The organism is Dyella sp. (assembly GCF_036568765.1).
In the GTDB taxonomy this organism is placed as follows: domain Bacteria; phylum Pseudomonadota; class Gammaproteobacteria; order Xanthomonadales; family Rhodanobacteraceae; genus GSA-30.
The window spans coordinates 35898-58929 of sequence record NZ_DATCRY010000019.1 but is presented as its reverse complement, the minus strand read 5'-3'; the positions used below and the strand labels follow the sequence as shown (position 1 = coordinate 58929).

21 protein-coding genes are annotated in these 23032 nt (G+C 61.0%); 7 read left to right on the top strand and 14 right to left on the bottom strand.

Annotated elements, in window-relative coordinates:
* Positions 1-127 precede the first annotated feature (127 nt).
* The 11 genes from VIM98_RS01470 to nfi all read right to left on the bottom strand — a co-directional run bounded on the left by VIM98_RS01470 (position 128) and on the right by nfi (position 13164).
* Positions 128-2728: a protease pro-enzyme activation domain-containing protein gene (locus VIM98_RS01470; RefSeq protein WP_331991313.1), complete on the bottom strand. Its 2601-nt coding sequence runs from the start codon at positions 2726-2728 to the stop codon at positions 128-130.
* A gap of 294 nt (positions 2729-3022) precedes the next feature.
* Positions 3023-4033, bottom strand: a complete 1011-nt coding sequence (locus VIM98_RS01465) for a FecR family protein (protein WP_331991312.1) — start codon at positions 4031-4033, stop codon at positions 3023-3025.
* Between the two features lie 2 nt (positions 4034-4035).
* Positions 4036-4620 (bottom strand): RNA polymerase sigma factor, encoded by a 585-nt coding sequence (locus tag VIM98_RS01460; protein WP_331991311.1) that lies wholly within the window; start codon positions 4618-4620, stop codon positions 4036-4038.
* 161 nt (positions 4621-4781) lie between these two features.
* Positions 4782-5708 carry a multidrug resistance efflux transporter family protein gene (locus VIM98_RS01455; RefSeq protein ID WP_331991310.1) on the bottom strand — a complete coding sequence of 309 codons (927 nt, stop codon included), beginning with the start codon at positions 5706-5708 and terminating at the stop codon, positions 4782-4784.
* Positions 5709-5810: 102 nt separating this feature from the next.
* Entirely contained in the window at positions 5811-5972 is a 162-nt protein-coding gene (locus tag VIM98_RS01450) for a hypothetical protein (RefSeq protein ID WP_331991309.1), read from the bottom strand.
* A 130-nt stretch (positions 5973-6102) separates the two neighbouring features.
* Positions 6103-7485 carry an FAD-containing oxidoreductase gene (locus VIM98_RS01445; RefSeq protein ID WP_331991308.1) on the bottom strand — a complete coding sequence of 461 codons (1383 nt, stop codon included), beginning with the start codon at positions 7483-7485 and terminating at the stop codon, positions 6103-6105.
* The gene (locus VIM98_RS01440) at positions 7482-7946 is read right to left on the bottom strand and encodes a DUF4126 domain-containing protein (protein ID WP_331991307.1); all 465 of its coding nucleotides are present in this window, start codon (positions 7944-7946) and stop codon (positions 7482-7484) included. Before VIM98_RS01440 ends, VIM98_RS01445 begins: the two co-directional genes overlap by 4 nt.
* Before the next feature lie 170 nt (positions 7947-8116).
* Positions 8117-8629: a DUF6496 domain-containing protein gene (locus VIM98_RS01435; RefSeq protein ID WP_331991306.1), complete on the bottom strand. Its 513-nt coding sequence runs from the start codon at positions 8627-8629 to the stop codon at positions 8117-8119.
* Positions 8630-8796: 167 nt separating this feature from the next.
* Entirely contained in the window at positions 8797-10431 is a 1635-nt protein-coding gene (locus VIM98_RS01430) for an N-acetylmuramoyl-L-alanine amidase (RefSeq protein WP_331991305.1), read from the bottom strand.
* Positions 10432-10583: 152 nt separating this feature from the next.
* Positions 10584-12428 carry an ABC transporter ATP-binding protein gene (locus tag VIM98_RS01425; protein ID WP_331991327.1) on the bottom strand — a complete coding sequence of 615 codons (1845 nt, stop codon included), beginning with the start codon at positions 12426-12428 and terminating at the stop codon, positions 10584-10586.
* 49 nt (positions 12429-12477) lie between these two features.
* Entirely contained in the window at positions 12478-13164 is a 687-nt protein-coding gene (gene nfi / locus VIM98_RS01420) for a deoxyribonuclease V (protein ID WP_331991304.1), read from the bottom strand.
* 96 nt (positions 13165-13260) lie between these two features.
* On the opposite strand from nfi, the gene VIM98_RS01415 reads away from it, so the two are divergent.
* A complete protein-coding gene (locus tag VIM98_RS01415; RefSeq protein ID WP_331991303.1) occupies positions 13261-15705 on the top strand; it encodes a mechanosensitive ion channel family protein in 2445 nt (814 codons plus the stop codon).
* Between the two features lie 25 nt (positions 15706-15730).
* Positions 15731-16147 carry a VOC family protein gene (locus VIM98_RS01410; RefSeq protein WP_331991302.1) on the top strand — a complete coding sequence of 139 codons (417 nt, stop codon included), beginning with the start codon at positions 15731-15733 and terminating at the stop codon, positions 16145-16147.
* 86 nt (positions 16148-16233) lie between these two features.
* On the opposite strand, the gene VIM98_RS01405 is transcribed toward VIM98_RS01410, so the two are convergent.
* Both VIM98_RS01405 and VIM98_RS01400 read right to left on the bottom strand, forming a co-directional pair.
* The gene (locus VIM98_RS01405) at positions 16234-17892 is read right to left on the bottom strand and encodes a serine hydrolase (RefSeq protein WP_331991301.1); all 1659 of its coding nucleotides are present in this window, start codon (positions 17890-17892) and stop codon (positions 16234-16236) included.
* 78 nt (positions 17893-17970) lie between these two features.
* On the bottom strand, positions 17971-18954 hold the full coding sequence (locus tag VIM98_RS01400; RefSeq protein WP_331991300.1) for a hypothetical protein: 984 nt from the start codon (positions 18952-18954) through the stop codon (positions 17971-17973).
* Between the two features lie 122 nt (positions 18955-19076).
* Between VIM98_RS01400 and VIM98_RS01395 the strand changes: the two genes are divergently transcribed.
* Genes VIM98_RS01395 through msrA form a run of 5 tightly spaced genes read left to right on the top strand, consistent with a single transcriptional unit; the run spans position 19077 to position 21771 of the window.
* Positions 19077-19928 (top strand): DUF72 domain-containing protein, encoded by an 852-nt coding sequence (locus VIM98_RS01395; RefSeq protein WP_331991299.1) that lies wholly within the window; start codon positions 19077-19079, stop codon positions 19926-19928.
* Positions 19929-19945: 17 nt separating this feature from the next.
* A complete protein-coding gene (locus VIM98_RS01390) occupies positions 19946-20371 on the top strand; it encodes a ribonuclease domain-containing protein (protein ID WP_331991298.1) in 426 nt (141 codons plus the stop codon).
* Complete coding sequence (locus VIM98_RS01385) at positions 20368-20802, top strand: barstar family protein (RefSeq protein WP_331991297.1); 435 nt, start codon at positions 20368-20370, stop codon at positions 20800-20802. Before VIM98_RS01390 ends, VIM98_RS01385 begins: the two co-directional genes overlap by 4 nt.
* Positions 20799-21020, top strand: coding sequence for an RNA-binding S4 domain-containing protein (locus tag VIM98_RS01380; protein ID WP_331991296.1), 222 nt, complete (start codon positions 20799-20801; stop codon positions 21018-21020). The genes VIM98_RS01385 and VIM98_RS01380 overlap by 4 nt, the downstream gene beginning before the upstream one ends.
* Before the next feature lie 52 nt (positions 21021-21072).
* Positions 21073-21771, top strand: a complete 699-nt coding sequence (gene msrA, locus VIM98_RS01375) for a peptide-methionine (S)-S-oxide reductase MsrA (RefSeq protein ID WP_331991295.1) — start codon at positions 21073-21075, stop codon at positions 21769-21771.
* A gap of 85 nt (positions 21772-21856) precedes the next feature.
* Here msrA and VIM98_RS01370 read toward each other — a convergent pair whose 3' ends face one another.
* Positions 21857-23017, bottom strand: a complete 1161-nt coding sequence (locus VIM98_RS01370; RefSeq protein WP_331991294.1) for an acyl-CoA dehydrogenase family protein — start codon at positions 23015-23017, stop codon at positions 21857-21859.
* Between the last annotated feature and the right edge of the window lie 15 nt (positions 23018-23032).

The following is a 23032-nucleotide window of genomic DNA, read 5'->3' as shown; positions in this document are numbered from 1 at the left end:
CAAAAACAGCGGCCCCGGCACGCCTCGGAGGCTTCCCGACAGAAAGAAGCCCGGTCGCACGCGACCGGGCTTCTCCCTTCCCTGGCGGCGCACCTCCCCGTGCGCCGCCGGCAGGCCGCGGCCTGCGTTACTGGACCGTCAGGGACACGTCGTCCAGCACGAACGAGGTCTGCAGCGAGGAGTCCTCGGTGCCCGTGAATTTGATCTTCACGGTCTGACCGATGTACGCGCTCAGATCGGCGGTATGGACCGCATAACCCGAGTTCTTGTTGAGGTTCGAGAACGAACCGACGGTGGCCAGGACCGTGCCTGCGCTGTTGGTCACCTGCACGGTGAACTTGTCGTAGGCCGTGCTGGTCGTGGTCTCGGCCGTATCGATATGCAGGTAGTAGGTCAGCGTAGCCGAGGTCTTGCCGCTGGGGATGGTTACCGACTGCGTGGCCGTATCGGTATGGGTCTGGCCATAGCCGTCGAGCCACAGGAACCCGGTGCCACCGTGCGCGGTTTCGCCCGAGCAGGTGCTATTCGTGCAGTAAGCACCCGAGCTCACCGTCCAGGGCGAGGCCGAGCTTTCGAAGCCGCCGTTGGTCAGCAACTGTGTCGAGCCGCCACCGCTGCTGCTCACCGTGACCGAACCATTCTTGGTATTGGTCGCGCCGGTGCTATCGGTCACCTTCAGGCTGACCGAATACGTGCCGGCCGCCGTGTAGGTGTGGCTCGGGCTGGCCGAGGTCGAAGTACCGCCATCGCCAAAGGTCCAGGCGTACGAGGTGATCGTGCCGCCGGTATCGGTCGAGGTATTGGTGAAGTTCACAGTCAGGCCGCTGACCGTATCGGTGAAGTTGGCCACCGGCGAACCGGGCGGCGGGTTGGTGCCGCCACCGCCGAAGTACTGGGTGACATAGCTATTGAACTTGGCAATATCCAGGCTGCCCCAGCCGGTGGTGTTGTCGTAGCCGGCGGCAGCGTTGTAGCCGTGGCTCTGGTAGCCGTTGTTGCCGGAGGTCACGTCATGCAGCGGCGTGGTATCGCTGACGAAGTTGGTGTACATGTCCTGCGCCGGAAAGCCCAGCGAGTTGTTGTTGGCCGACTGGATGCGCGCCCAGATACCGACGAAGATCGGCGAGGCAAGGCTGGTACCGCCGTACTGCTGGCCCGACTGGCCGTTGGCAACGATGATCGCGCCGGTCGACGAAGCGGCGTCGAACGCAAGATCCGGCACCGAACGCTTAGTCACCGACGAGCCCAGCGCTGCGGTCTGCCAGGCCGGAGCGGTTTCGAACAAGCTAAGACCACCGCCCGTCGCCCATAGACGCTCGTTCGAGCTCGAGCTCGATGTGATATGCGCCAAGCCCTCGTTCCACACCGTCTCGCCCGACCATGTGGTGGTACCGGTCGTCGAGAGCGTGGTGCCACCCACCGAGATCACGTTGGGCGACGAAGCCGGCTCGCTGACGCTGTAATGAGTCAGATCGATCTTCACCGTGCCGCTGGAATTGGCGATATAGCCAGGCGAGCCCGTCGAAGCATCGGTCGACCACTGGTAGACGCCTGCGTCGCCCGAGGCGATCGAGAAGGTCTGCCCCTGGGCGACGGCCTGGGCAAAGACCTGGTCGTCGGAGGACTGGATACCCGAATTGTGTGCTGCCGTTTCATCTTCGCCGAGCGAAACGTTGATCACCTTGGCGACATTGTCGGTCACCGCCTTGTTGTAGGCGGCGGTGATATTGGCGTCCGTCAGGCCGCTGTCGCTGCTGTTGCCGTTGATGGCAGCGTAGAAAATCAGCTGCTTGACGCCACCGGAAACACCGATGATGTCCTGGCTGTCCAGAGCCCATTCACCATCGTCGCCATCGTTGGCGAGCGTGCCGGTGCTGCCTTTGACCGTCAGCGTATTGACGGTGGGCAGGCCATGCGCGGTGGTGAACGTTTTCAGATCGGCAATGGTCTGGGTCATGTCACCCCAGGTAATAATGCCGACCACGGTATTCGACGCGGTCGGCGTACTGCCTGCATTGTAGATCGACGCGAAATCGGTCGGCTGATGGCCGACCTGTCCGGCCGCGGCAAAGGTCTTGACCTCATCCGGGTTCAGGCGATGCGACATGACGTGCGGGCGGTTGTAATCCTGCAGGCCCAACACCGCATTGACGACGCCGCCCAGCGAAGCAGGCACCATCGCCTCGGCGTCATTGGCAAAATGCTGCTCGCCCTTGAACTGGAACGTCTTCAGCGTGGTGTTGAACGCGGCGCTCGCGCTCATCGCCGTGCCATCGGCCGAAACGAACAGGTTGTTCGGCGAGACTTCGATATTCGTAAAGCCGTACTTCTGCAAATGCGCGACCACCGCCTGCACCTGCGCGTCCGTCGGGGCATACTTCGCCTTGAACTGCTCAGGGGTCAGGAACTTGTGATAGTTCGCGCTGCCGGGCATGTTCACGTCCTGCAGGAAATTCTGCAGGTCCTCGACATTGCGCTGGTTCAAGCTGACGCTTACATGCAGCTGGCGGCTTGCCTCGAGGGGCATGATCTGCGTGGCATCGATCGTCGGATGCCCGGTCATGACCAGCGTGGAAACATTCGTGTTGCTGTTCTTTTGCAAACCCGCATGGGTATGGGTCTGCACCCACGAATCGGCGGCGTGCGCCGAAGCGGCGAACATGGCCAGCGACAGCGCCGCCGGCAGTAACGCCTTGCGATACCCCGACTTACGAAGACTGCTCGACATCAGTGAACTCCTGTTTGGATTTTTTTGAGACGAACAAGACCATTGCAACCCTCGAAGGGCCACATGCGTCGGTCGTTTTTTGTCGCAGCCAGTGCGACCCCTCCACTCGCAAAAGATCTGCGACGCCCTCACCCATTCATCGCTTCATGCCTGCGTCCCCTGCCCTCCCTGGCCGCAAGCACAATCAGCTGTCGCCATGGGTAAGACGGTTTCGCGAGGGAAACACCTACCCGTGAAAACAAAAAAGGCGGCACATCGGCCGCCTTACGCGAAAATTGCGAAGCAATGCAGGTTTTACCTGCTGCTACGCAGCACTATACGACCGTCTTTTTGACGTTCGGCACGAATCTGCCAACCGGCCTGCAAAGCCAGAATCAGATTCTCTTGATCGCCCGTGCGAAAGGCACCGCTGATGCGCACGCTGCGCAAGGAGGGATCGCCAATACTCACTTGCGTGGCGCTATAGCGATTCATTTCCGCCAATAGATCCGGCAAGCGCCAATCGTGCGCATACAACTTGCCTTCGGTCCACCCCTTTGCCAATTCGTTATCCGCAGGCTGTACCGCGGCGATGCGCCCGGTGCGATCATAGGCCACCTGCTGCCCGGCGATGAGCGACACGGTCTGCGGCGCGGTATCGGGCACTTGAGTCGCCACATCCACCTTGCCCTTGAGCAGAATCACGCCTGTGGTTTCGCCGTCGACTCGCACCTGGAACTGGGTGCCCACAGCGGTCACCGTCCCCTCTCCGGCATGCACCACGAACGGCCAGGCTTTATTACCCTGCACCTGGAACTGAGCCTGGCCATGCAGCAGGTCGATACGGCGCGTATGAGTGTCGTAGCGCTCGACGATTTCGGTATCGGTATTGAGCAGAATGCTGGAGCCATCGCTTAGCTGCACGGTACGTTGCTGGCCTGCCAGCGCAGCATAGTGCGTGCCCACAGGCGACGACGGTGTGGAAAAGCGTGGCAACGCCACCACCGCCAGCACCGCCGCCAGGCCGAGTGCCGCGGCCGGGAACAACCAGCGGCGGCGCAAGAACCAAGGCTCGGCCGGTGTGCGCTGCAAGGCACGGCGCGCGGCTTCGGCGACCGCGGCGTCCTTGACCGCTTCGCCGCTTTGCGTCCATAGGTATTCGACCTCGCGGTAGGCGGCGGCATGGGCCGGATCGGCGGCCCGCCAGCGCTCGAAATCCTCACGCACCACGCGAGGGCAGTCCGGTTCCAGCAGACGCACGAACCAGCGCTCGGCGTCGTCCTGCGCGCCTGAGCCGGGATGCTGGTCGAAAATTCGCTCTGCCATGTTCACTCAAACGTGCGCGCTGGGGAATCGCCTACCTTCCGCTTCAGCAGAACCAGTGCGGTAGCGAGATGCTTTTCGACCATTTTGACCGAAATACCGCAACGTTCGGCGATTTGCGCGCGGCTCAAGCCATGTACACGCTTGAGCAGATAAACCCGCTGGCATTTGGGCGGCAATTCCAGGATGGCCTGGCTCAGCCGCGCCACCTGCTGTTCGTAAGCGACGCGCTCCTCCGGAGAAAGCTCGGTATCGACGATATCCTGACCGTCGAGCGTGACATGATCTTTGCTGTAATGCGTAAGCGAGACGCGGAACTGGTCATGAGCCACGTTGACCGCGATCCGATACAGGAGTTGCTTCCACGCCGAGGCGGGTTCGGACTCCCGGTAACGCAGCAGCTTGGTCATGCTTTCCTGCGCCGCGTCCTCGGCATCTTGCTCGTTAGCGGTCCGGCGGCGTAGGAAGGTCACCAAGTTATGGTATTGATCCCGCAGGAAGCCGTCAAAGCCGCGAATGTCTGCGCGCGGCTCGGCTGTCGCCAACTGCGGCAACCGAAGATTGGATGCGCTATCACGCTTGCTAGTCATGCCCCGAACGACACCCCATACCCCAAGGTTCAGCCGCCGCATCATGGCACAAAACCCATAGATTCCGGCAAGGTAGGCGGCAATCGCCAGTTTAAAACATTGTGCGATATCGATATGCCGGGAAGCTTGAGGAAGCTCATCCGCCGCTTACTTACCTCGATTCAAGCACCGCGATCGCTGCGCAGCTCGCTTACTTCACGCTCGTGTCCCGCCGCCTCGCGACCGCTGATCCAGCCGAACAACGCAATGCCTACGACGATCGCCGCCGCACCGACGAGCGCCAGGCCATGCGGCCACGCCTCGCCCAAAAAGGTCGCGCCGATTATTGTGGCGAACAGCAGCTCGGCCGCCTGCATCGCCTCGACCCCGGCCAGCGCCGTAGGCTGGTTGCGCACCATATCGGTGGCGGCAAAGAACAGCACCGTGGCAATCGTGCCCGAGAACAGGGCTACGCCGCCCGCCAGCCATACCTCACGCCAACTGGGCGGCCCTAACGTGCACCACGCGATGACCGCAAACAGCAACCACAACGGCCAACTACACAGCGTCATGCCGAAAACCCGCTGCACAGCGTTGAGGTGCGTACCCGTACGCTCCAGGTGCAGGAGCAGCATGCGATTGCCCAGGGGATAAGCGAACGCCGAGAGCACCACCGCTCCGACTGCCAGCCAGTCGCTGGCACGCAGGACACCGCCGGCATGCGCCCATTGCAAGGCAAATACCCCGACAACGATCAGTGCGCCAATGGCCAAGCTTGGCCAAGCGAGATAGCGCCGCTCGTCGCTATAGATCAGCGGCGCCAATAGCGGACCGGCAAGCACAGTGGTCTGGAAACTGCCGGCAATCAGCCATGAGGGACCGCTTTGCGCGGCCCAGGTCAATGGCACACCGAACAGCACGAAACCGACCGAACTCCAGAGCAGCCAGCTACGCGGATGATGCTTCAGCTCGCGCGGCAGTTCGCCCAGGCCACCGCGCCAGGGCAGTACGACCGCCAGCAAGGGCAACGTGATCAGGTAACGCAAGATGCCCGCCCAGGCCCAATGACCGCCGCCACTTACCAGGCTGCGGTTGAACACATAGGTCATGGTGAAGAACAATGCGGCGCAAAGCGCCAGGCCAACGGCAACAGTCGCACGACCGGCTGGCGGCGCCGCGCGCCGCGAATCGACGGGAAAGATGGTTCGTCCTCAACGCGGTACGCGCAGTACCGAATCGCGCAAGGCGGCGTCGTGCAGTACTTCGTCGAGTTCGGCCGTCTCGATGGTGTCCAGCACATGGTGCTGGTTATGTGCAGGGACGGCGGGAACGATTTCGGTCGGGGCAGATTTGTTGTTCTCGGTGTTGCTCATACTCAACTCCTTGATAACTTTTTTATTCTACCCCGTTTTTTTCTTGAAGACTGGTCTGCCCGGCAAAGCCGGTATCCAAGCCGACTGCAGGAAAATGGTCAGCTCTGGCGCTGGGTAGGCAGGCGACGACCTACGCGCCCGTTGGCTTCAAGTCGTTGCCCACCGTGGGCCATAACTCCGAGACGGTTGGATGAATCGGCACAGCCCAACGCAAGGTATCGATGGGCTGATCGGCATTCATCAAATTGAGCACGCCGTGGATGGCCTCATCTCCTTCGACGCCGAGGATGGCCGCTCCGAGAATATGCTTGCTCTCGGCATCGGCAATGAGCTTCATGAAGCCAGCGGTTTCACCACGTTCCACAGCGCGCCCAACGCGCGTCATCGGCCGTTTGGACACCAGTAGAGGGCGACCGCTGTCACGAGCCTGCTTTTCAGTCATGCCGACGCGGCCCAAAGGCGGATCGACATACAGCGCATAACCAAGGATACGTTGCGACAATCGACGCTGTGCTCCATCAAGTACATTGGCAGCAATGATCTCGAAGTCGTTGTAAGCCGTATGAGTAAAGGCACCGCGCCCGTTGCAATCGCCCATGGCCCAGATGCCGGAGACATTGGTGCGCAGGCTGTCGTCCACTTCGATATAACCCCGGGCATCCGTCTTGACGCCGGCGCGATCCAGGCCGAGGTCGTCGGTATTCGGCCGCCTCCCCATCGCCAGCAGCACGCGATCGGCAACCACTTCGGGAGCGCCCTGCGTGCAATCGACTCGCACTGCCACGCCATCCGGATGCGTGGCAAAAGCGATGCAATTGGCGCTGGTGCGTAGCTGTATTCCCTCTCCTTGCAGGATCTCGCCGATAGCGAGGGATATATCCTCGTCTTCACGCGAAATCAGGCGCGACTCACGCTCAATCACTGTCACTTCGGCACCGAAGCGCCGAAACATCTGCGCGAACTCCAGCCCGATATAGCTGCCCCCGACGACGGCCAGATGCTTGGGAAGTCGGTCGAGTTGAAGAATCGAGGTGTTGGTCAGGTAATCGATCTCATGTATGCCCGGCATGTCCGGCACCGCGGCGCGGCCACCGACATTGAGAAAGATCCGCGGCGCGCTCAATTGCTCCTCGCCGACGCGCAAGGTGTCCGCGCTCTCGAAGCGCGCATGACCGCGCACCACAGTCAACCCTTCCATGCCGCCCAACCACCGCTCAATGTTGCCGCGCGCGTTGTCCGTGACCGTATGTGCACGCGACATCACACGTTGGAAATCGATGCCGATCTCACCGTCGATCAACACGCCGTAGTCGGCGCTATGTCGCGCGACATGCGCGGCACGTGCGCAAGCGACCAGGGCCTTGGTCGGCATGCACCCGGTATTGACACAGGTACCCCCGACCCAGTGCCGCTCGACCAGGGCGACCTTCATTCCAGAAGCAGTGAGGCGTCCGGCCAGAGAAGGCCCCGCCTGGCCGGCGCCGATAACGATGGCATCGAAACGGCGACTCATACCGGCCACGCAACGATCGCCAGGCCGCCGCCAATTGCCAGGATGTCCTCCATAAACGCCGCCGGGAAATCCTTGTGGAATATCGCCGCCAGACGTCCCCGCGCCCATGCTCCGCCGTAGGTGCCGACGACCGCGCCGACCGCGCCAGCCACCAAGCCCCCGATCATGACATCGCCGGCAGCACCCACCGTCGCTCCGCATAGCGCCCCGGAAAGTAATCGTGTACCGAATTGCACGGGTACTTTGCGGCTGGCAGTGGAAGGAAGCTTGTCGGTGACAAGCTCAGCCACTGCTAACCCCGAGAAAATCCACGGCGTGTAATGCCAGCCCATAAACGCGGTCCAACTCGTTCCGGGCGAAAACCAGCCCAGACGCACGGCCCAACTGACAATGGCGGGTGCTGCCATGGCACGCAGCCCGGCGACGATGCCGATAAGTAACGCGGCTACCAGAAATGCCATCGGTCGTTCTCCTTGGAAAGGGTTGGCGAACGCTACCGACCGCGATCGAAGCGATCGCCGGTCCCCGCGATCATACCCGTATCGGGCTCGACCGCATCGTAAGCCATTCGGCTGACCTTTCCCTCGCCCTGACAGCCCGACCGTGGCCGCCAAGACTTATCGCTCCCGCCTCAGGAAGCACGCCTGGCACGCGTACGCGCGGCCTTCTTTGCCGCCGCAGAACGACCGCTCGCACCTTTGGTGCGCACGGCCTTCTTCGCTGCCGCGGAGCGACTCGATGCGCTACGCTTGCGAGCGGCACCGTGAGCCTGCCGCGACAGCGCCGTTTTCGAAGCACTGCCCGACCCTTCGCGCTTCAACGCACGTGTAGCGGCCCGCTTACGTGTGGCCGTGGTCTCGGAAGAGGCCTTGCGTGACGCGGCCTTTTTGGTCGCTGGACGTTTACGCGCTGCACTCTTTGCCGCACTCTTTTTTTTGGCAACCCCCTTTTTGGGAACCTTTACGCCTGCACGACGCGCCTTGGACAGGCCAATGGCGATGGCCTGCTTGGCCGAACGCGCGCCATGCTTGCCTTCGCGCACATGCTCGATCTCTTCATGCACGAACTCACCGGCTTGTGTGCTGGCCGACTTGCCGGCGCGCTTGTCGGCCTGGGCGCGACGAATGGTTTTCTTCTCGGGCATGACAGTTCTCCGCGATGTTCGGACGTAGCGCGAGACTGCGCGGCGCGGCGTGAAGCGTGGGACAAGGAAAGCTCAAAAGTGTGCGATTAGCGGCGCCGCGGCTTAAGTCGTACGGCGGGCTGTCTGGTAGATCAGATCATAGCCAGCTCATTCGAGACAAACGGATTTCAGGACGCACTCCCAACCCATTGAGCGCTTGCCAGGATAAGACCGGAAGGACCATCAGGCACTCCACTTCCCGAAGGATCTCCACAAGTCACGCGATGCTCGACTGGCGTCGTCTCAACGCCATCCGAATCGATCAAGGTCGTCCTGATAAGAAACGACGCCATCGGTATCGGCCCTCCCATGTGACACTGAAATCCATAGCTCGCGATCTTTTCTTTCACATCCAGCAAGCGAATCAATCCGCGACGTCCATCGCAGTACCAGTTCACCGGACATTCAAGAAATTCGACTTTGGCCTCGACATTCCCGTGCGGATAGCCGGCGTAGTTCATCTTTATCGGAAAACTGACAAGCTTTCCAAAATCTCCGTCGATATACGATGCAAGGTCGTCAACTTTATCGACACCGAAGTGATGACACTCTTCCCTTTGCACAAAGGCTCTATAGCCTTTTGCCACTCCCTTCATAGCTGCCTTCATGAAATCCGGATCTTGAAGGGCGACAGCGTCATTCGGATTAGAGTGATATCCAACTTCGACAACTACAGAAGGCATAGAGGCCAATCTATTCAACGCAAGGTCCGTCCTTGGAATGGGATATCTCTTCACCTTGAAATCTTTATATTTTGTGGATTTTATGAGCTCATCCATATAGCACAAAATACTTTGCGCCATTTTCTCATCCACAATCCTACCCCCATGAAATACCGCCTCCGCCCCACTCCCACCCCCGGCATTAGTGTGCAAATGTATAAGCGCGTTGACGCCAAGGACATTAGCATGGATTGCCCTACTATTAATGTCATCCTTTAATTCACGATCATCTCTCACAGACTCTTTATTCGTATTCCATATATCCGGCCTGTTAGGATAGTTGTTCTCCAAGTAGTATCGTGCCGCCATCTCTCTCCAAGGAAATCCGTCATCGCGAACCCCAGACATGGCTCTCGAAAAAAAGGCATAATCACCCGCATGAGTCGCCAAAGCCGCCTGTAGTGCCTCCGCGTAATCTTGAGTGATCAAATCCTCTTGAATTCCATTTCCTTGCTTAGCATCCCTTTGAAATACCCATCCCCACTTGTAATGATGATATCGTCCGTGCCCTGCCGAAATAGCCACCCCTCCTAAACCTCTAGAATCGCTCTTGTCTCGATAGCTCCCATCTAACGGCCTGACTTGTGCCGGCTTACCATAGTCAGGAAACCAGAAGCTGGGATCCTTGCCGCCATAAGTAAAATATAGGTTCTCAAATTCAACGTCACGACGTAACAGCCACACCGCCTTATTATCAAGGAGCCTCCGAAGATCCCCCAGTTCCGGCGAATCCTCCAAGGGACCATATTTCTCGTCCATATCGATGACGACAGCGTCTCTTATCGGATCGATCGAGACTCTCAGGTTGAAACTAGTAAGATCTTCATCGAGATACGATTTTCCGTTAGCCAACGCATTCAACTCGACATTCAAGAGCCTTTCAAGCCGGGATATTTCACCCGCGCTGAGTTCGGCCAGCGAGGTCGCGGGCTTGGGGTCCTGATCGTCTGTCGACGATGCAGCCGTGGCTTCGCACGTACCGATGAACAAAAAAACAAATAGCGTAAGGCAAGCTCGAAAAAAACGTTTCGTTGCATCCATGCAGATCTACCTCTTCCCCATCGCCCGTAGCGGACCGCACGAATTTAGTTCGTGCCGTTTTATGGAACTATCCGCCACATCCTGGATTCAAGCAGGAGATCATCCGCTCCTTCCATGAGACTTCCTCAGAACCTCGTGTCAGCCTAACCAAATCACGCTGTCACGCGATCCTCTTCGGCAACGAAACCGCCTGTCTGGTGCGCCCACAGCCGCGCATACAGACCGCCGTGCTCGATCAACTGCGCATGCGTGCCGCTCTCGACCACGATGCCCTTATCCATCACCACCAGTCGATCCATACGCGCAATCGTCGAAAGGCGATGTGCGATGGCTATGACCGTCTTGCCCTGCATCAGGAGCTCGAGGCTATCCTGAATCGCCGCTTCCGATTCCGAATCCAGGGCCGAAGTGGCTTCGTCCAGAATCAGGATCGGCGCATCCTTCAGCAAGACACGCGCGATAGCGATGCGCTGGCGCTGGCCGCCGCTGAGCTTGACGCCCCGCTCGCCCACATGTGCGTCGAACCCTACCCGCCCTTCGCCATCGACCAGCTCCGGGATGAATTCATCCGCCCGCGCCTTGCGCACGGCCTCTGCGATTTCTGCCTCGCTGGCATCCGGTCGCCCGTAGAGCAGGTTATCGCGGATCGAGCGATGCAGCAGCGATGTGTCCTGAGTCACCACACCGATTTGCGAACGCAGGCTTTCCTGGCTCACACCGGCGATATCCTGGCCGTCGATGAGAATGCGGCCATCGGCCAGGTCGTACAGGCGCAGCAGCACATTGACCAAGGTCGACTTGCCCGCGCCCGAAGGCCCGACCACACCGATCTTTTCGCCAGGGTGCACGGTGAGGTCGAGCCCGGCCATGACGCCGCCTGCCTTCCCGTAGTGGAAATGGATATCTTCGAAACGCACGCCGCCTTCGCGCACCACCAGCGGCACTGCGTCCGGGCGGTCTTGTACCGTGCGCGGCTGCGAGATCGTCTCCAGCCCGTCCTGCACGGTGCCGACGTTTTCGAAAATGCCGTTGACCACCCACATGATCCAGCCGGACATGTTGTTGATGCGAATCACCAGACCCGTGGAAAGCGCGATCGCCCCCACCGTCACCTTGCCTTCGCTCCATAGCCACAATGCCAGGGCGGAAGTGCCGACGATCAAGAAGCCATTGATGATCGTGATTGTGGTATCCATCGCCGTCGTCAGGCGAGTCATGAGGCGCAGCTTGCCGGTCTGCTCGCGCATGGCGTCGGCCACATAGTTCTCTTCGCGATGGGTATGCGCGAACAGTTTCAGCGTGAGGATATTGCTATAGCCGTCGACAATGCGGCCCATCAGCTTGGAACGCGCTTCGGACTGTTTCCAGGAACGTTCTTTGGTGCGCGGCACGAAATATGCCAGGGTGCCGACATAGGCAAACAGCCAGACGAACAACGGCAGCGCCAGCCACATATCGGCCTGCGCGAACATGATCAGCGCACTGCCGGTATAGATCGCCACATACCAGATCGCATCGACGATCTGCACGGCCGATTCGCGCAGCGACGCCCCGGTCTGCATGATGCGATTGGCGATGCGGCCTGCGTAATCGTTCTGAAAGAAGCCCAGGCTTTGCCGGATGACGTAGCGATGATTCTGCCAGCGAATGCGATTGGTCAGGTGCGGAAGGATGGCTTGGTTGACGAGCAGATCGTGCAGGGCCAGCAAGATCGGACGCGCGATCAACGCGACAAAACCCATCCACAAGAGCTCGTTAGCGTGCAGATGGAAAAAATCTTTGCCCGGCACACCCTTCGCCATGTCGACGATGCTACCGACAAAGCCGAATAGCGATACCTCGACGAGCGCCACGCCGAACCCTACCACCAGAGCAGCACCGAACACGGGCCAGACCTGACGCAAATAGAACACGTAGAAGCGCCACACCGATTTGGGCGGCATGCTGTCGACCGGCTCCTTGAAGGCGTCGATCAGCGACTCGAACCAGCGGAAAATCATGGGCGTGCCTGGGCAGGATGGACGGCTATTGTAAGGGCGCGAGCGTTCAGCGTCGCGAGGCCAGCTTATCGGCCCAGCGCGTGGGCTCGGGCAACCGATAGCGCGAGCAGCAGCGCAGCACCAGGTCGGCCGCGGTAGTCATGTCAACGCGATGGCCCGGCGACACGATCAAAGGCTTGACCTTGTCCTTGCTGCGCAACGCAATACCCACCACCCGGCCGCGATAGATGAGCTCGGCCCGCGCGCCGCGCCGCTCATCCAAGTCGGCATGCCGGCCCACCAGGATGCTCTTGGCCACGCCGATAGCGGGGATGTCCAAGGTGACGCCCAGGTGGGCGGCAATGCCTAGTCCACGAGGATGCGCGATGCCTTGGCCATCGACAAAAACCAGGTCAGGACGTTCCGGCAGCCCGGCCAAAGCTTCCAGCACCGCCGGCAATTCACGGAACGACAACAAGCCAGGGATATATGGCATGCGCGTAGGCAGCCGCGCCAACGCATCGGCGACGGGAATCAGTGTCTGCGCATCCAGCAATACCGCAGCCGCGCGCGTTACCGCACCACCGGCCTCGAACCCCACATCCACGCCGGCAACCCTGTGCAGCGGCGGGAAATCGTCCTGGATTCGCACCAGGGCGGCCAGTTGGGTCTGCAGGGCGCGGGCCTTGGCGATGTCGCCGTCCCATGCTGGCCAAGAGCCCGCCAGTCCGGAAATTGAGGGAGATGTCGTCACGCCATGACTTCGTAGCCTGAACGTTGCATCGTACACGACCGATATAAATCGCTTGTGACGATTGACCCTGTCCACCGACGCCGGGATCATCCCCGAATGCCCCTATTGCAACGACTCCTCATCGCCCTTCCGCTGCTGCTGGTTGCGGCCAGCTCTCCAGCGCAGGACCTGCCCGCGCCAGCCTCCAGCGCCTCCGCGCCGCCCACGGTCGATCAGCTGCAGGACCAGCTCACCGGCATCGAGCAGACCATCAACGACAAGGACACCAAGCTGGGCGACAGCCAGTTCGGCGAGTTGCGCGGCAAGGCGCTCGCGGTCCAGCAGGAGGCAGGACAACTGGCGGACAACCTCAAGCCGCAAAGCGAAGGCATCAAGGCCAAGCTCGACGTTCTTGGCCCGCCGCCGGCCAAAGGTGCACCGCCGGAACCGGCGGACCTGGCCCAGCAGCGCAAGGAGCTGACTCGGGCACAGTCGGATATCGATGGTCAGATCAAGCAGGCCATTGTGCTGGCGCAAACGGGGGGCCAGGTTGCCAATCGCATCGCTGGCCTGCAGCGCGATGCGTTCGAAGCGGAACTATCCCAACGCATCGCAACACCGTTTAGCCGCAGCTTCTGGTCGACGCTATCGACCGACCTGCCCAGCGATATGCGCGAGCTGCGCCTGCTCGGCGCGGATATTGGCAGCTCGCTTCAACAGGCCTGGCAGGCTCCCAACCGGCTTCCTTTCGTGCTGTTCCTGCTGCTGGCCGTGGCACTGGTGATCGGTCGCCGTTATATCGAGGCCTTCGTATTGAAGGTAGCCAGCACCCGATTGCCTAATGGCCACTTGCGCCGCAGCGCGCTGGCCACGCTGATCGTGCTGATTACCACGTTGTGCGCAGGCTTTGCCGCCTACTGCATTTTCCAGTCGCTGAACTGGAATGGCCTGCTCGACGACGATGTCGCCAATTTCCTCCATTCGCTGGTGCGCCTGACCTGCTTTGCCGCCTATGTCACTGGGCTTGGCCGTGCGCTGCTCAGCGTCAAGCGGCCTTCCTGGCGCATGCCGACGCTATCGGACGACACGGCGCAGCATCTATCGCCCTTTCCTTGGCTGCTTGCCGCGGTAGGCTTCCTGCTCGGCACAGTCAACCGCATCAATCAGGACATCGGTGCCGGACTGGCTGCGGTCGTCACCACCAACGGCATCCTGTCGCTGATCATCAGTACGTTGATCGCCGCCGTCCTGCTGCGACTGGGCCAGGCGCGCCGGGCGATGCTCGCCGCCGGCGATACGCCGGCACGGCGGCCGCTGTGGGTCGGCCTGATGATCGCGGCCGCCTTTGCTGGCGTAGTGCTGTGCTGGCTGGCGGTGGCAACCGGCTATTTCGCCCTGTCCCTGGCGATCGCGAGGCAAATGCTCTGGACGGCCGTCATCGTCACCTCGCTCTATCTGTTCTCGCACCTGATCAATGATTTGTTCGAAACGCTGTTCGCCCCGCATGAGCGAAGCGGCCAACGCATGCAGGAGGCCTTCGGCGTACCCAGCGAACGGTTGGAACAGACCGCCACCATCCTCTCGGGTGTCGCGCGCGCGTTCTTGCTGCTGTTCGCCATCTCGTTGCTGTTCTCGCGTTACGGTGCCGGCCCCGGCGAGCTGATGGCCCGGGTCAACCAGTTGTTCACCGGCGCCTCGCTTGGATCGCTGCCGATCGTGCCAAGCGATATCTTCGAAGCGCTACTGGTGGTGCTGGTCGGCATGATCGCGGTGCGCACGATCAAGCAGTGGCTGAGCGGCCAGTTGCTGCCTAAGACAACGCTCGAACTGGGCATGCAGAATTCGATCGTCACGCTGCTCGGCTATGTCGGCGGTATCGTGGTCTTCGTGCTCGCATTGGCCGCGCTGAAGGTCAACCTGCAGAGTATCGCCTGGGTTGCCAGCGCCCTGTCGGTAGGTATCGGCTTCGGCCTGCAGGCCATCGTGCAGAATTTCATTTCCGGATTGATTCTGCTGGCCGAACGTCCAGTCAAAGTCGGCGATTGGGTCAGCCTGGGCGGCGGCGTGGAGGGCGATATCCGGCGCATCAACGTGCGTGCGACCGAGATCCAGATGGGCGACCGCTCGACCATGATCGTGCCTAATTCGCAATTCATCAGCCAGAACGTGCGCAACGTGACCCTGGGCCATGCTCAAGGACGTGTTCAGCTGCAGCTGTCGCTGCCGCTTAGCACCGATGCCGACAATGCACGCAAGATCGTCCTGGATGTATTCCGCAACCACCCGTCGACTCTGGAAACTCCCGCGCCGAGCGTGACCCTGGACAATCTGGACGGTGGCACGATGACCTTCGTCTGCACCGGTTACGTCAAGAGCCCACGCGATGCCGGCGGGGTCAAGAGCGATATTCTATTCGAACTGCTGCGAAAGCTGCGCGCGGCCGACATGCCCCTGAGCAGTCCGCAGGATATGGTGATCCATACTGTCCGCCAGACCGTTGCCAAAGCCGATGTGCCCACGGTAGTCAGCGACGGCAACGAGGGCGACGACAAGAAACCTTGAGCATCATCCACGGGAGGGCGGCACGATGAACAGCGGCAGCACCATCATCCCTTGCCTGCGCTATCGCGATGCGCGCAGCATGATCGACTGGCTATGCAAGGGATTCGGTTTCGAGAAACAGGCGGTCTACGAAGAGGATGGCAAGATCGTGCATGCGCAGCTTACATATGGCGCGGGCATGCTGATGTTGAGCGAGGCTCGCAGCGATGGGAATTTCAGCCGGCACATGGTGCAGCCGGACGAAATTGCCGGGCGCGAAACGCAATGCGCCTGTGTGATCGTCAAGGATTGCAAAGCGCATTACGAAATGGCCAAGGCGGCCGGCGCGGTAATTCTGGACGATTATTCCGAGCAGGACTATGGCGGTGCCGGATACAGCTGTGCCGACCCGGAGGGGCATTTGTGGTGGTTTGGGAGCTATGACCCCTGGCAAGGAGCCTGAGTATCTTTCCCAATCCCTGAGTGCTTTACTCCTCCCCCTGCTTGCAGGGGGAGGCCGGAAAGGGGTGAACCTTGCGATAAACCCCGTCAATCGCCCTTCTTGGCCACCGGCTCCAGGCGCAGATCCTGGAAGTCGAAACTGAAATCGGTCAGCGGCGAAATCGGCTCCATCCGAACATCGCGAATCTTGCCGTCGGCATCCAGCGAATACGTCACGAACGCGTCGGCATTGAGCGAACGATCGTCCCAGCGCACGATGAAGCTATCGTGCTGCCATGGCGTCATCGTACCGACCAGTTGCGCCGTCTTGGAAAAACGCATGCGCAGCTTGCCGCCTTCCTGGCTGACGATGACATCGCCGTACCAACGATCGCGATAGGTACCGGCGTAGCCCGCTATCGGCAATGACGGCTTGCCGCTCTTGTCGCGTGATGTCTCGTGCTTCTTCCAGCTATCGTCCGCATTGCCTTCGGCCTTCTTCACCGCCTTGTCATATGCGGCAACCCAATCGGTCTTGTTGTGGCCGAGATACGCATCGAGCACACGATAGGTCACCGCATTGAAAGCGGCGCCGGATTCCTGGTTCGTCAGCACCACGATACCCAGGTGCTGTTCGGGCACCAGGGTCAGGCGCGAGACCATGCCCGGCCAACCGCCCGTGTGCCAGACCAGCCGCTCGCCACGGTAGTCGGACAAGAACCAACCCTCACCGTAACCGGCGAAATTCGACTTGGTGCTTGCCAGTTCCGGCACCGACGGCTTGCCGATCTTCATCGGGGTGAGCATCGACCACATCTGATCCTGGCTGTTCTGCGTGAACAGACGCTTCTCCTTGCCATCGGACGAGGGCAACGCGCCCCCGGCCAGTTGCACGTTCATCCATTTGGCCAAGTCGTGCACGCTGGCATAAATACCGCCAGCACCGGGATTGTTGGACCACGCCATCGGCGGCACCGGCTTCAAATCTTTGAAGTCGAATTTCGCATGACCCACAGCCACGTCCATACCGGGCTTGAGATACGTCATGTCGACCAGCGTTTCATCCATGCCTACAGGCTTGAAGATGTTGTTGCGCAGGAAATCCGCGTAGCTCTGGCCCGATGTGTTTTCGATGACCAGCGTGGCAACGGCAAACAGGATGTTGTCGTAGGCATAGGCACTACGGAAACTCGTCGCCAGGGGCACATTGCGCAACCGCTCGACCACTTCCTTGGTCGAATACGAGGTGGGCGGCCAATACAGCAAATCGCCTGCACCCAGGCCCAGGCCACTGCGGTGCGCCAGCAGATCGCGGACGCGCATTTCGCGCGTGACATAAGGATCGGACATCTGGAACCACGGCAGATGATCGATCACCGGATCGTCCATCTTCAGCTTGCCCTGCTCGGCAAGCATCTGCAGCGAAGCGGCGGTAAAGGCCTTGGTGTTCGATGCGATAGCGAACAACGTATGCGCATCGACCGGCTCCGGCTTGCCGATCTCGCGCAGGCCGAAGCCCTGCTCCATCACCACCTTGCCGTCTTTGACGATCGCCACGGCGATGCCCGGTACGTCGAACGTCTTGCGCACGCTGTCCATGTACGCAGGGAAATCGGCCAGTTGTGCCGGCAGGGTAGCCGACGCGTTGGCATCGATAGGCGCGGGTACGACTGGCGCGGTGGGCGTCTGCGCCCAGGCACCGGTGGCGAGCACGAACAGGGCACAACAACATCCAGCCAGGCGCGGAGACAGGTTCCGGTGACGCATTGCAGGCTTCCTCGAGTCAAACGCAAAGCGACACTATCGCGACAATTGCCTCCTCGCGCCAGAGCCGGACTGCCTCCCTCAACCGTTCTGGCGGTGCGCATCCAGCCAGGGTACGAGAGACACCGACCAGAGGTTGTCGTTGCCGTTATCCCAGCTCTGCATCCGCACCAGATCCTGCTGTGCCTGCCCAGGTGCACGGGGATAGGCCGTACGGGTGCCGCGGGTGCTGCTGAAGTAGAGTGTGTGGCCATCCGGCCCCAGATGCGATCCCCACGGCTGCCCGCGATTGACCTCATCCCCCAGGTCGACCGGCTTGCTCCAGCCGTCGCCCTCGCGAAAAGCAATGTACAAACGATCCGGCCCGTCCTTGCCGGCATCATTGGCGTCGAACACGATAAACGACTGGTCCGGTGCAATTGCCGGATCGAGTTCATGGGATTCGGCAGTACCCAGCTTGAGCGGCTCGGCCTCCTGGTAGGCACCGTTGCGATAGACCGATCGGTACAGCTTGAATGCTCCCTGCCCGCCGCCGGCCACAGGCCGCTGGAAATACAACGTGCCATCGGCCGCAATACTCGGTGAATACGTCCGCGTCCCCTGATTGACGGTTACCGGCAGTAATACGGGGTCGCCCCAGCGGTCACCGTGGCGCTCGACCTTCCATAAGCGACCGCCCCAGCCCGGCGATACCTTGCCGTTGTCCAACTGTGCATCCAGTGCTTTGCCGTCGGCAGTGTCGGGACGATTCGAGCTAAAGACTACAAAGCGCCCGTCCGGCGACATCGCCGGGTCATGATCGAGCCAGCGTCCGGAGAAGGGCGCGATCTGTGCGGCCTGCCACTGACCGCCCACACGATGCGCCACCAGAATCAGCTGGTTTTGACCGCTGCTTCGATCGAAAACGAGCGTATTGCCATCGGGCGAAAAAGCCGCCGAATCTTCTCCCGCCGGCCCGGAAATCGTCCCCGGTGCGAACACTTGCGGAGACGACTCGGACTGCGCGAACGCATTGATGCCCCAGCAAGCCAGCATAGCCAACAACACACCCCCGATGCGCTGCATGATCGATCCCTTCGCGGTATGGAACGCAGAATCTGCGCGCGCCGAGGCACTGCTGGCGCGTGCATGAAGTCACGCCGCCCTGGTCGTGGCATCATGGAGCGCCATCGCTTCGATCCGTAGCCATGCCCACCCATGCCACCAGCAATGACCTGTTCACCGCTCCCGTAGCGCAGCATGCAATCCGTGCCGGCATCGGCGGCTGGACGTATGCGCCCTGGCGCAAGAACTTCTATCCGGATGGACTGGCGCAGAAGCGCGAGCTGGAATACGCCAGTCGCCACCTTCGCGCGATCGAAATCAATGGCACTTTTTACGGTGCGCAGAAACCAGCCACTTATGCGCGCTGGGCAGCCGAAACGCCCGAAGGCTTCGTGTTCTCGCTCAAAGCTCCGCGCTATATCACCGAGGGCAAACGCCTGGCCGATACTGACAAAGGCATTCGGGGGTTTATCGAAGGCGGACTCGATCAGATGGGCAATCGCCTGGGACCGATCCTATGGCAGTTACCGCCGTCCCGTCGCTTCGATGCTGACGATCTGGATGCATTCCTGGGTCTGTTGCCGACCACGCTGGCTGGGCGTCCGCTGCGGCACGTACTGGAAGTACGGCATTCCAGTTTTCTCAGCGTCGAATATGTAGCGCTGGCCCGCTCGCATCGCATACCCACCGTTTTCACCGATTCGCCGGAGTATCCGTCGCTCGCCGATATCACGGGCGATTTCACCTATGCCCGATTGATGCGCAGCGAAGATGGCGTTGCCACAGGTTACGGCGCGCAAGATCTGGATGCCTGGTCGGCACGCGCGCACCGTTGGGCGGATGGCCGGGACAATCCCGAACTTCCGCATGTAGCTGCCACACTGCCCGACAGCGAAGCGCGCGATGTCTTTATCTTCTTCATCAGCGCCGCCAAGCACCGCAACCCAGCCGCGGCGATGGCCTTGCAAGCACGTGTCGACGCGCCCCACCGGTGAACGTCCGAGGATCCCACATGCGCGCCAATCGCATTCTTCCGATATTGATTCTGGTCGCACTAGTAGGCTGGCTCTACTTCAAGCCCGCACCGCAGCGCCAGGTAGATACTCCACAACGCCAGGCCGATACGCCGGCCGGCAGCCGGGCCCAGGGAGGGTGCCCGGTATTGCCTGCCTTCCTGCCGCCGGAAGCCTCGCAGACCATCAACCTGATCGAAAGCGGCGGTCCGTTCCCGCATCGCCAGGACGGCACGGTATTTGGCAATCGCGAAGGCCTGCTGCCGTCCCAGGCGAATGGCTACTACCACGAATACACCGTCGAAACGCCAGGTAGCGGCGATCGCGGTGCACGACGCATCATCACCGGCGGCACGCCACCGACGGTGTACTACTACACAGCCGATCACTACAGCAGCTTCCGCTGCTTCCGGGTACATCCATGAATTCCCTGCTCGACATCGACCTGAATGACGCGGCCAGCAATGGCGTCTTCTTCGTCACCCAGGACGATATCGCCGCGCTCGACCGCGCGGCCCAATCCACTTCGCTGCGCACGCTATCGATCGACCTGCACGATTGCACCGATAAGGCCTCGCTGCTGCGCCACCTGGACGATGCACTGCACTTTCCGGCCGGCTTCGGCGGCAACTGGGATGCGCTCTCGGACAGCTTGCGCGACCTGTCGTGGCTGCGCGCCAAGGGTTATCTGCTCCTGATCGTGCACGCCGAAACGCTGCGCGACGCCGACGAGGCGGAGTTCGATATTTTCCTGGACATCCTCGACGAGGCCGCCGAAAGCTGGCACGCCGCCAGCGTACCGTTCTTCGCCTGTGTCGCATTGCCCGAAAGCGCTGCCGACGAGGCCGATGCATGACCGAGCTGGAATTCGAACTGGACCGCGACTACGTGGAGCTGAATCAATTGCTCAAGCTCAGCGGCTTGTGCGATAGCGGCGGCGCGGGCAAGGCTATCGTCGCCAGTGGCGCGGTCATGGTCGACGGCGTCCAGGAGCTGCGCAAGACGTGCAAGATCCACTCGGGCCAGAAGGTCCAATTGGACGACATCGTCATTCATGTGATCGACGTGAGGTAACCGGCTGGGACCGAGCGGCGAATTGCCGAGTGTCCCCCGATGGAGCGCACTCATGTCCCTGCCTCTGAAACCTCTCGCCGCCCTGTTCATCGCCGCCGGAGTAGCTGCCTGCAGCGCCCCGGCGATCAGCCGCGACGCCGCCCTGCCCTCACCGCAAACCGACACCCCGCTGGCCACGACCCATAGCGAAGAAGTCGCCGTCCTGGCCGGAGGTTGCTTCTGGGGCGTCGAAGCCGTGTTCGAACACGTCAAGGGCGTGAAGAAGGTCTGGTCGGGCTATTCCGGCGGTAGCGCCGCGACGGCGACATACGACCAGGTGAGCGACGGCGACACCGGCCACGCCGAGTCGGTCAAGATCCTGTACGACCCGGCGCAGATCAGCTACGGCGAGCTGCTGCGCGTGTTCTTCACGGTGGCCACCGACCCTACCTTGCTCAATCGGCAGGGACCGGATGTCGGTACACAGTATCGCTCGGCGATTTTTTACAGCTCACCGGAACAGGAGCGCGTTGCCAAAGCGTATATCGCGCAATTGGGCGCGGCCAAGGCATTCGGCGATCCGATCATGACACAGGTGGTGCCGCTGAAAGCTTTCTATCCAGCGGAGGCATATCACCAGGACTACGCACGCCTGCATCCGGACGACCGCTATATCGTGGTCAACGACGCGCCGAAGGTAGTTAACTTGCAGCGATATTTTCCGCAGCTTTATCGGGCGCAAGAGCAAGTGGTAAGCGTGCAACTGCGCTGAGGCTTCCTCACCCCACGCCTCTCCCACGGCAACGCCGGGAGAGAGGCGGCTCGGCTGGGGCAAGCCTCGGCATTCCGTACTAGCGTCAGCGCAGACCGGTTTCGGAACGCGCAATCACCAAACGCTGGATTTCGCTGGTGCCCTCATAGATCTCGGTGATCTTGGCATCGCGGAAATAACGCTCAAGCGGCATTTCCTTCGAGTAGCCCATACCGCCATGGATCTGCACCGCCTGGTGGGAGATCCACATGGCCGCTTCCGACGCCACCAGCTTGGCCACCGAAGCCTCCGTGCCGAAGCGACCGCCATTCTGCTCCGCCTGCCCCTTGGCCCAGGCCGCACGCAGCGTGAGCAAGGTGGCCGCATCGAGCTTGCACTTCATGTCGGCGATCTTGGCCTGGGTCATCTGGAAGGTACCGATCGGCTGGCCGAAAGCCTTGCGATCGCGCGACCATTGAAGCGTTGCCTCATAAGCGGCACGCGCGATACCGACCGACTGCGACGCGATACCGATGCGACCGGCATCGAGCACGCCCATGGCGATGGAGAAGCCTTTGCCCTCTTCGCCCAGCAGGTTTTCCTTCGGCAGAACATAGTCGGAAAATTCGATTTCGCAGGTGGCCGAGGCACGGATGCCGAGCTTCGGCTCGGTCTTGCCCGCATGAAAGCCCGGCAACTGGGTATCGACGATGAAAGCCGATACGCCCTTGGCGCCGATGCCCGGCGTAGTGATGGCGAACAGCACGATATAACGGGCCACGGGGCCGGAGGTGATCCAGCTCTTCTTGCCGTTGATCACCCAATCGCCCTTGGCGTTCTTCGTGGCGCGTGTATGCATCGCCGACGCATCGGAACCGGACTGCGGCTCGGTCAGCGCATAGGCGCCGATGGCCTCGCCCGAAGCGATCGCACGCACGTACTTCTGTTTCTGGTCCTCGTTGCCGTGCTTGAGAATGCCATTGCAGAACAGCGAATTGTTTACCGACATGACGGTGGACGTGGCCGCGTCTGCGGCGGCAATTTCGATCATCGCCAATACATAGGCGATCGGATCCATGCCGGCGCCGCCGTATTCCTCCGGCACCTCGATGCCCATCAGACCGAGCTGGCCCATTTCGCGAATGTTATCGAGCGGGAACTCGCCCTTGGCATCCAGCTCAGCCGCCACCGGCGCGATGCGCTTCTGCGCAAAATCGCGGGCAATGGACTGAATCGACAGCTGGTCTTCGGTAAAGCTGAAATCCATGGGGGTACTCCGGCG